Annotated in this window: 6 protein-coding genes and 2 pseudogenes; 5 read left to right on the top strand and 3 right to left on the bottom strand. The window is 58.9% G+C overall.

Features of this window, described 5'->3' with window-relative positions:
- Positions 1-68 precede the first annotated feature (68 nt).
- Positions 69-1,418: an MFS transporter gene (locus HT737_RS22250; RefSeq protein ID WP_095667335.1), complete on the bottom strand. Its 1,350-nt coding sequence runs from the start codon at positions 1,416-1,418 to the stop codon at positions 69-71.
- A 301-nt stretch (positions 1,419-1,719) separates the two neighbouring features.
- On the opposite strand from HT737_RS22250, the pseudogene HT737_RS22245 reads away from it, so the two are divergent.
- A pseudogene (locus HT737_RS22245) lies at positions 1,720-2,089 on the top strand (YkgJ family cysteine cluster protein).
- Between the two features lie 147 nt (positions 2,090-2,236).
- Positions 2,237-4,519: a bifunctional diguanylate cyclase/phosphodiesterase gene (locus tag HT737_RS22240; RefSeq protein ID WP_182404013.1), complete on the top strand. Its 2,283-nt coding sequence runs from the start codon at positions 2,237-2,239 to the stop codon at positions 4,517-4,519.
- Here HT737_RS22240 and HT737_RS22235 read toward each other — a convergent pair.
- Entirely contained in the window at positions 4,410-5,306 is an 897-nt protein-coding gene (locus tag HT737_RS22235; RefSeq protein ID WP_182404012.1) for an NAD(P)-dependent oxidoreductase, read from the bottom strand. The two genes, HT737_RS22240 and HT737_RS22235, sit on opposite strands and share 110 nt — an antisense overlap.
- A gap of 197 nt (positions 5,307-5,503) precedes the next feature.
- Here HT737_RS22235 and HT737_RS22230 point away from each other — a divergent pair, with 197 nt between their 5' ends.
- Positions 5,504-7,702 (top strand): hypothetical protein, encoded by a 2,199-nt coding sequence (locus HT737_RS22230; protein ID WP_041070561.1) that lies wholly within the window; start codon positions 5,504-5,506, stop codon positions 7,700-7,702.
- A gap of 295 nt (positions 7,703-7,997) precedes the next feature.
- On the opposite strand, the gene HT737_RS22225 is transcribed toward HT737_RS22230, so the two are convergent.
- Positions 7,998-8,303 (bottom strand): DUF2288 domain-containing protein, encoded by a 306-nt coding sequence (locus HT737_RS22225; protein ID WP_145597836.1) that lies wholly within the window; start codon positions 8,301-8,303, stop codon positions 7,998-8,000.
- A gap of 352 nt (positions 8,304-8,655) precedes the next feature.
- Between HT737_RS22225 and HT737_RS22220 the strand changes: the two genes are divergently transcribed.
- Complete coding sequence (locus HT737_RS22220; protein ID WP_047292128.1) at positions 8,656-9,783, top strand: branched-chain amino acid ABC transporter substrate-binding protein; 1,128 nt, start codon at positions 8,656-8,658, stop codon at positions 9,781-9,783.
- Between the two features lie 230 nt (positions 9,784-10,013).
- A pseudogene (locus tag HT737_RS22215) lies at positions 10,014-10,212 on the top strand (branched-chain amino acid ABC transporter permease LivH); the annotation flags it as partial.

Raw genomic sequence — 10,212 nt, 5'->3', positions numbered from 1 at the left:
GTTTGGAGTGTTTACAAATTATGCGTGTGACTCGGTCACTGTGGGAGCTGGCTTGCCAGCGATAGCAATCATGCAGTCGCCACAGAAACATCAGGCTCAACCACTGCCACCAACCCCTCCTTCATCCGCTGCGCATCCCGGACAAAACACCGCGCCGCCAGAAACAGAAACACCATGGTCAAGAACAGCGCCACCGGAATCAGGTACATCGCATCATGCAGGCCGACAGCCTTGAACGCCTCGGTCATCTGTTCGGCGCCTGCAGAGACCATGGCCGATTTCGCAAAGTGATCGGACAAGGCCCCCACCACCACCGGCCCCAATCCACCGCCGAGCAAGTACAGCCCGGCAAAGAACAACGCCATCGCCGTCGCACGCAGACGCGGCTCGACCACGTCCTGAATCGCCGTGTACACGCAGGTGTAGAAGTTATAGGCAAACAGCCAGCCGACGCTGAACACCGCGACGAACACGCCAATCTCGACCCGTCCGGCGTGCAACGCCCAGGCCGTGCACACGGTCGAGATGATCAGGCTGACGCCGGCAAACAGCAGCCGGCCGTTGGCGACTCGTTGATGAATCTTGTCAGCGATCCAGCCGCCGAGTGTCAGGCCGATCAACCCGGTGATCCCCACAATCACCCCGGTCGCCACCGCCGCGTCCTGCAACGGCATCAGGAAATACCGCTGCAGCATTGGCACCAGAAACGAGTTGCAGGCATAGGTGGCGAAGTTGAAGCACAAGCCTGCCATCACCAGCCACAGGAATGTCGGCACGGCGAGGACACGGCGGATCGGTCTGTCGACTTTATCCTGGGACACCTGCACGATTTCCGCCGCACCGCGCTTGGGTTCCTTGATGAAGAACATGAACACCGCGAGGATCAGCCCCGGCACCGCCGCGATAAAGAACGGCGCGCGCCAGCTGTCGAACGCCTTGACCATCGCACCGATGGTGAAGAACGCCAGCAACAATCCCAATGGCAACCCGAGCATGAAAATGCCCATGGCTCGCGCCCGGCGGTGCGCCGGGAACAGGTCGCCGATCAGCGAGTTGGCGGCCGGCGCGTAACTGGCTTCACCAATGCCGATCCCCATGCGCACCAGCAGAAAGCTCCAGAAGCTGCCAACCAGGCCGTTGACCGCCGTCAGTGCGCTCCAGGTCGCCAGGCCCCAGCCCATCAATTTGCTGCGCGAGCCAGTGTCGGCCATGCGGCCTAACGGCAGACCGGCAATCGCATAAACCAGGGTAAACGCGGTACCGACGATCCCCAGTTGAAAGTCACTCAGGTGCCACTCCATGCGGATCGGCTCGATGATGATCGCTGGAATGGTGCGGTCGAAGAAGTTGAACAGGTTGGCAAGGAACAACAGGAACAGAATGCGCCAGGCATTCGCCGCTTGGGTCGAGTTCTGCATGGGTCCGTCTCTTTATTGTTATGAGGGCTTCACTGCCGACGCATCCGAGCCCGGAACCTGCAATCTAGACAGGCGGTGCGTAGCTGTCTGTGATCATTCGTCAAGCTGATAATGAACCATGGCACTGTAAAGAAACGTAAGCCCTTGATAACGCAGCAATCCCCCGTAAACCGGGGGTTTTGCGGCAAAACCCGGCTACAAAAAAAATACTTTCGCGCCCCCTTCCCAAGTTCATGGCGAAGCCTAGAATAGCCGCCGGATCCGTCCGGATTCGCCGATCAACCCCTTTGATGCCCTCCTAATGTCCGAAGTCAGTCCGTGTCTGAATTGCGGTGCCTGCTGTTCCCATTTTCGCGTGTCTTTTTTTCTGGGGTGAATGCGCCTCCTCCGGTGGCACAGTGCCCGATGAGCTGGTGACGCAGATCAGCCCGAGCCGGGTGGCGATGAACGGCACCGATTGCAAATCACCGCGTTGTACGGCGCTGGTCGGCGAGGTGGGCAGTCAGGTCCAGTGCTCGATTTATGAGCAGCGCTCCAGCCCCTGCCGCGAATTCGAATCGTCCTGGGAGAACGGCGAACAGAATGTCGATTGCGACAAGGCCCGCGCCCGCTTCGGCTTGCCGCCGCTCGAGAAGGACTGGAATCAGATCCCCTACGACCAGAGCGCCTGACGCTTAGCGCCAATCGCTATGAGGCTCATGCCGAAATGGTTGGCGCCAATATGCCACTATCACTTGCACGATAAAAACCGCCTCTATACTCCTCTCATTCGCCTGCGTTTCTGACGCAGAAGGGACGACTTCAGAGACGGGGATGCTATGGAGTGGCTTGGTTTGCAGTTTGTTACCGAGCTGCCGGACGGCGGGCAGGTCATTCTCGATTGCACACATAATCCCTTGCTGGTGCTGGTGGCTTATCTGGTGGCCTGCGCCGCGAGTTTTGCCACCCTCGACATGGCCGAGCGGGTCGGCCATGCCGAAGACCCGGGCTCGCAACGGGTCTGGCGCTGGATCGGCGCCACTTGCCTGGCCGGCGGTATCTGGGCCATGCACTTCATTGCCATGCTGGCGTTCCAGACCCCGATCGAAATCCATTACGAACTGGCCACCACCCTGTTTTCCCTGGTGATCGCCCTGCTCGCTTCGTGGCTGGCGATGCACACCCTGAGCGTGCCCCATCCCTCACGGGTGCATTACCTGAAAACCGCCATCGTCATTGGCTTGGGCATCGCCGGCATGCATTACGTCGGCATGGCGGCGATGCACTCGGTGGCCACCGCCTATTACGAGCCGCTGTTGTTCTGCCTGTCGATCGTGATTGCGATCAGCGCCAGTTTCGCCGCGCTGTGGGTCGCCGGTTACTTGCGTGAAGGCGGTGGACGTTTTCATCAACTGTTCAAATACACCGCCGCGATCATTCTCGGCGCCGGTATCATCAGCATGCATTTCACCGGGATGGCCGCGTTGCATCTGGTGTTGCCCGAAGGCGCCACGCCCACCTTGAGTGCCGAAACCAATCACCTGCAACTGGGCCTGACCATCGCGCTGATCACACTGTTGATTCTCGGCAGCGCGATCAGCGCGGCACTGGCCGACAAGAAACTGCAAAGCAAGGAGCAGGATCTGCGCCGAGTCAATGCCCTGCTCAGCCAGCTCGATCAGGCTCGGATGTCGCTGCAACAAGTGGCCAATTACGACGCCCTGACCAACCTGATCAACCGTCGCGGTTTCAACCAGATCTTCGCCGAGAAACTCAGCCAGAAAACCAGCGAAGGCGGCATGCTCGCGGTGATGTTTCTCGACATCGACCACTTCAAGCGGATCAACGACAGCCTCGGCCATGACGCCGGCGACGCCCTGCTCAAAGTCATCGCCAACCACATCAAAGGCTCGGTGCGCAGCCATGACGACGTGGTCGCACGCTTTGGCGGTGACGAGTTCTGCATCCTGATCGGCCTGCACGACCGCGAGGAAGCGCGCAGCATGGCGCAACGGATCATGCAGAAAATGAAGGAGCCGATCGAACTGGCCGGACGTCGTATGGTGATGACCACCAGCATCGGCATCAGCCTGTTCCCCGACGACGGCACCACCTGCGAAGAACTGCTCAAGCACGCCGATCTGGCGTTGTATCAGTCCAAGGGTGCCGGGCGTAACGGCCTGCATTTTTTCAGTTCGAACATGAAGACCCGCGCCAGCCTCGAACTGCAACTGGAAGAAGAACTGCGCCAGGCTTTGCGTGAAGACCACGGGCTGACGCTGTATTACCAACCCATCTTCGAACTGAAAACCGGCCGGGTGACCAAACTCGAAGCGTTGATTCGCTGGCAGCATCCGCTGCATGGCCTGCTGGCCCCGGACCGTTTCATCGCGATTGCCGAAACCAACGGCCTGATCGCCGAACTGGACAACTGGGTGTTGCGCCGGGCCTGCACCGACCTCGGCGAACTGACGCGCCACGGCTGCAACGAACTGAAAATCGCCTGGAACTGCTCACCGCTCAACCTGGCCCGGGAAGAACTGGCCAACGAAATCGAAAGTGCACTGCGCAGCGCTGGCGTCGCGCCGGAACGGCTGGAGCTGGAAGTCACCGAAAACGCACTGATGGGCAACATCGCCAACACGCTGGTGCTGTTGCGGCAGATCCGGGCCCTCGGCGTATCGCTGTCGATCGACGACTTCGGCACCGGATACTCATCATTGGCCTACCTCAAACGCCTGCCGCTCAATACGCTGAAAATCGATCGTTCGTTCATCCTCGACATTCCTGCGGCGACTGCCGACATGGAGATCGTCCAGGCGATCATCGTCATGGCCCACACCCTGCACTTGCAGGTGGTGACCGAAGGCGTGGAAAGCCTGGAACAGTACGAGTTTCTCGAACGTTCGGGCTGCGACTTCATTCAGGGGTATCTGCTCAGCCGCCCGGTGCCGCTGGATGAACTCCGTCCGGTGCTCGAGGAAATCAATCAGCGCAAACACGCACATTCGGTCAATCCACTGAGTCTGGCGCGCGGTACATGTGTACCAGAGTCGCTGGATCCTTCTGCAAAAAACCCTGCGCCCCATGCAGGCGCATCAGTTGTGCGGCCAATCCGCTGATCGGCGTGGCCGAGCCTTGTTCGCGAGAGAATTTCACCGCCGTATCGAGATCCTTGAGCAGCGTGCGCACGTGCCATTTCACCGGTTCAAAACGGCTTTCGGCCATTTGCGGGGCGAGGATCTGCAGCGGTTTCGAATCGGCAAAGCCACCGGCCAGCGCTTCGGCAATCAAGCGCGCATCGACTCCAGCCTGTTCGGCCAGCGCCACCACTTCGGCAATCACCAACGCGTTGCAGGCGACGATCATCTGATTGCAAGCCTTGGTCACCTGCCCGGCGCCGATGCCGCCCATGTGCGTGACGCGCTGACCGAGGTTGAGCAACATCGGGCGCACCCGATCCAGATCCGTCACCGCACCACCGATCATGATCGCCAGGCTGCCCGCCTCGGCACCGACCACGCCGCCGGACACCGGTGAATCAAGCCAGGCCATGCCGGTCCTGCCTGCCAAGTCGGCGGCCATCTCGCGAGTAGCGGTCGGTTCGAGGCTGGAGAAGTCCACCAGCAACTGGCCGTTTTGCGCACCTTCAACAACGCCGCCAGTGCCAAACACCACCTCGCGCACCACCGCCGTATCGGCCAGACACAGCATCACCACGTCCGCGTGTTCGCACAGCTCGGCTGGAGTCGCCACCTGCCGGGCGCCGGCTTCAACCAGGGGCGCGCACTTGGCCGGGTTGCGGTTCCACACGGTCAACGGGTAGCCCGCCGCCAGCAAACGGTGACACATCGGCAAGCCCATCAGGCCGATTCCGGCAAAGCCCAACGAAGGTAGCGTTGACATCATTTTGCCTCTTTTCGATTAAAGATCACCGAATAATGGCCGATTCATGAACGATCAGGAAAGGATTCCCCCGCGCGACGATCAGGCCAAGCCCCTGACGCCCGGGCCAAATACGCGCAGTCAAAGACGCGAGATCCTCTTTCCGTGAGGCTCGATGACAACGGTCGCCGAGCCAACCCTGTCCAGGTATATGGCGCACAATGACTTCTAAAAACAATCCGGCCACTGCGGTATCCGATCTGCCCCTGAGCCCTGCGGCGAACAGCCCGGCTCCGATGAAGCCATTGCCTCCTTCGCGCCCGCTGGGCACTCAGCAATATCTGTATTACACCGAAACCAACACCGACCGCATCCTCGACAACCTCGACGGTCTGCGTGACCTGGTGTTCCCGCGCCCGCCGCACCTGGAAGGCGACAACGAACAGCACAACGACCAGGAATTCCCGTCGGTGTGCCTGATCGGCCTCGGTCGCTGCGGCTCGAACATCGCCCTCGACGTCGCGGAGCTGGTGTATAACGCGCGCAAGTTCTACCTCAACGAATTCAACAACGAAGACCGCGCCGCTGACCGGCGTCTGGCCGACAAGGGCTACAGCCCGGCGCAGTGGATCAAGCAGAATCTGCGGATCGGCCCGAACAAGTCGAGCAAACCGGTGTTCCTGGTCGAACCGCTGGTAATGCTCGGCGACCTCGACAAGGACATTGCCGGGCGCATCCGATTCTCGCGCAAGGGCGAGAAAAGCGGCTTTCTGCGCGACTACAGCAAAATGAAGATCATGGATTTGTCCGAAGTCCATGCCGGTGGCGCCGGTAACGCGCCGATCCTCGGTCAATACCTGGCCAAGATCATCCTCAACAAGGACACCCAGCGTTTCTCCAGCCCTGACTGGAAAATGATCCACTCGTACCTGATCGACAGCTGCGGCATCAAGGCCAACCAGTCGCGCCTGTACTTCTCGATCTTCAGTGCGGGCGGCGGAACCGGTTCGGGCATGGCTTCGGAATTCGGCCTGGCCCAGCAGCACTCGTACATGAACAAGACGTTCGACACCAAGCCGATGGACGAGCATGACGGCAAGAGCGGGCATTCGTTCGTGTTCGAGCCGATCTTCACCAGCGGCATCTGTGTGCTGCCGAACATTTCCGATCACCGCAGCGAAATGTCCGAGGCGCTGCACATCAACGCCGGACGCCTGTTGTGCAAATACCTGTCGGAAGAATGGGATTTCTCCTACAACTTCGCCAATGAAGACAGCAGCGAAGCCAGCGTCATGGGCCGTATTCGCCCGTGGAACGCGATGATGCTGATCTCCAACGACATCATGCGTTACGCCGAAGAGAGCGATGACGGCAACATCCAGAACATTGATGTCAATGCGATGGAGAAGCACGCCAACCAGTACATCTCCCAGCAGATCTTCAACATTCTGACGGCGCAGGCGGTGACCACCGACTATGACCAGAACTACTTCCGTCGCGCCGGCATCGACATCGGCGAAACCATTCGCCTCGACGCCAACGACTTGTTCATGAGCCTGGCCGGCCCGGTGGCGATTGCCTACGCTGAATCGGTGGTGCCGGAAACCCCGCCGCCGAGCAGCGACAAGTTCAAGGTATTCGACAAAGAGCCGCAGCGCCTGAACATCGACGATCTGTTCTTCCGCTCGATCGACCTGCCGCACTTCAACAAGGTGACCCAGGCCATCGAAGGCATCAGCCTGCTGCCAATCGAATCCAAGCGCTATCGCGCGTCGCTGGAGCAGTACAAGAATTCCGGCTACGACGCCGCCGCGCTGCACGACCTGCACTTCTTCAAGAACTGCTCGTCGGTGGTGTCGATCGTTTCGTTGCCGAAAGACTACAAGCTGTCCTACATGGATCTGAACCGGTTGAAGACCCACCTCAACAGCCTGTTCCCCAACACCACGCTCAAGCGTTATGCGCTGGTGATCGGTGCGTCGGCCAACCTGTCGCTGACCACCCTGATCGCCAAGAGCCCGTGTCTGTCGGACGACTTCCTGACCCTGATCGTGGCGTTCATCAAGCGTTGCTTCGCCAAGACCCCGTACCGTTTCGACGAGACCCTGGACAACTCGATCCTCGACTTCATCATTAATGAAGACTTTGACGAAGACCGCATCGACGATCTGCTCAACGAATTCGAGAACCCGGCGAAGATCCTCGACACCAACTGGTACGCGATCAAACCGATGTACGAGAAGAAGTACCGCGAACTGATCAACGACAAGGACAAGTTTGTTTCGATCAACGACATTCGCCTGTCGCGCGATTGCGTGAAGAAATCGATCAAGTACCTGCGCGAGATCTACCGTCACCGGATCGGCAAGACCAAGGTTATTTCGCTGAATAACCATACCGGGAAGACTTACTCGGTCTGATCCAAGATCGAGTCGCTCCCTTCGCGAGCAGGCTCGCTCCCACAATGGAATGCATTCCAAATGTGGGAGCGAGCCTGCTCGCGAAGAGGTCACTCCACACACTGCAAAACCTTCATCGCCAACATCCAGAAACAATTAAGCAGCCCTCAGGCTGCTCAATAAACTGTTCCCGTTACGTTTACGTCACCGTTATGCCACCCGCGCTTGTGGCGTTTCTCTACGGCAACGTGCCATCACGCTACTCGGCTACACACTTTTCGCCGCTGGTCAGGCGCACCACAAAGGTGCGGCAGTCTCAGGCAGCCGCCCTTTCCTGGACCAGAATCCACGGCCTTACCACCACCGCCCACATCTGCGGATCACGCTCGAAAATATCCAGCGCCCGCGTTTCAGACAGCTTGGCGACCTTGTCTTCGGCCAGCCAGGCGGCGACTTTCTCGCCATCGTCCGAGGCCACGGCCTCGGCGGCGGCGATCAAATCCAGGGCCGGGTCGACCCACAATAGGGCACCCTTGGCGAAGAACGGCTCCAGCTCTTTCCAGGTAATAGATGCGGTTTCACCAAGCAGCTTGGCATAGAGGGTGCTAGGTTCTTGATTCATGGGACTGTCCGGAAAAGAAATCGACGCGAATGATAACGTCGGTGGTTCGGCAGAAAAACCCGGTTGCAAATGGCTTCACCGAACGAAAAGAGCAGGAACGCCAAGGAATGCTGCTGTTTGGGGCATAAGCCCCCCGAAAGCCCCGCCGCAATTCTGTCTTTTTCATTCAAAAATGCGACACCCACAAGTTTTGCCCCCTGGCGCCAGCTTCCCAGGCCAACAACCGGCGCTCTACACTGTACCGGTACAGTTGCCGGGGGCATTTCCGGAGGGTATCGCCAAGATATCTGACCCGGTTCTGCTGCTACGGCGCCAGAACTCAAAAAAATTACAACAGTAAGAGTGGAGCACTATGACTAAGGCTACTAAGCAGATTTCCAAACTGTTTGCCGCTATGGTTCTGGCCGGGGTTGCCAGCCATTCGTTCGCCGCTGACACCATCAAGATCGGTATCGCCGGCCCTAAAACCGGTCCTGTAGCCCAATACGGCGACATGCAGTTCAGTGGCGCGAAAATGGCCATCGAGCAGATCAACGCCAAGGGCGGCGTCGACGGCAAGAAACTCGAAGCCGTTGAATACGATGACGCGTGCGATCCGAAACAAGCCGTAGCGGTTGCGAACAAGGTCGTCAACGACGGCGTCAAGTTCGTGGTTGGTCACCTGTGCTCCAGCTCCACTCAGCCTGCTTCGGACATCTACGAAGACGAAGGCGTGGTGATGATTACCCCGGCTGCCACCAGCCCGGACATCACCGCCCGTGGTTACAAAATGGTCTTCCGCACCATCGGTCTGGACAGCGCCCAGGGCCCTGCCGCCGGTAACTACATTGCCGATCACGTGAAGCCGAAAATCGTTGCCGTCCTGCACGACAAGCAGCAATACGGTGAAGGCATCGCCACCGCCGTCAAGGCGACTCTTGAGAAGAAAGGCGTGAAAGTCGCCGTGTTCGAAGGCGTCAACGCCGGCGACAAAGACTTCTCCTCGATGATCGCCAAGCTCAAACAAGCCAACGTCGACTTCGTTTACTACGGCGGCTACCACCCGGAGCTGGGCCTGATCCTGCGTCAATCCCAGGAAAAAGGCCTGAAAGCCAAGTTCATGGGCCCGGAAGGCGTGGGTAACGACTCCATTTCGCAGATCGCCAAAGAGTCCTCCGAAGGCCTGCTGGTGACCCTGCCGAAATCCTTCGACCAGGATCCGGCCAACGTTGCCCTGGCAGATGCGTTCAAGGCGAAGAAAGAAGACCCGAGCGGCCCGTTCGTGTTCCCTTCCTACTCGGCGGTTGAAGTGATTGCCGAAGGCATCAAGGCAGCCAAGTCCGAAGACGCAGCCAAAGTGGCCGAAGCCATTCACGCCGGCACCTTCAAGACCCCTACCGGCGACCTGAGCTTCGACGCCAAGGGCGACCTGAAGGACTTCAAATTTGTGGTTTACGAGTGGCACTTCGGCAAACCGAAAACTGAAGTTTCGCCTCAGTAAGGCGCGCCCTGACTGACTGCCAATAAAGCCCACGGCGTGCCGTGGGCTTTGTTTTACGAATGTATGGGCCGCGCTGGCGTGATCCGCCAGTCTCCCCACCTGAAAATCTCAAAACCGTCATCAGCGGTTCGCTGGCAAAACCCGGATTCGAAGTGGATAAAGATCCACGGGGCCGGGCGGGAAAATGACTCCACCAGTGAAATGCGTATCAGGTTTTTAGGAGCGTTGTAATGCCTGACATCTATCACTTCTTCCAACAGCTGGTTAATGGCCTGACCATTGGCAGCACGTATGCCCTGATCGCCATCGGCTATACGATGGTTTACGGCATCATTGGAATGATCAACTTCGCCCATGGCGAGGTGTACATGATCGGTTCCTACGTGGCGTTCATCGCCATCGCCGGGCTGGCCATGATGGGAATCGACA

Source organism: Pseudomonas sp. MD195_PC81_125, assembly GCF_014060985.1.
In the GTDB taxonomy this organism is placed as follows: Bacteria; Pseudomonadota; Gammaproteobacteria; order Pseudomonadales; family Pseudomonadaceae; genus Aquipseudomonas; species Aquipseudomonas parakoreensis.
This window is presented reverse-complemented; position numbering and strand designations above follow the sequence as displayed.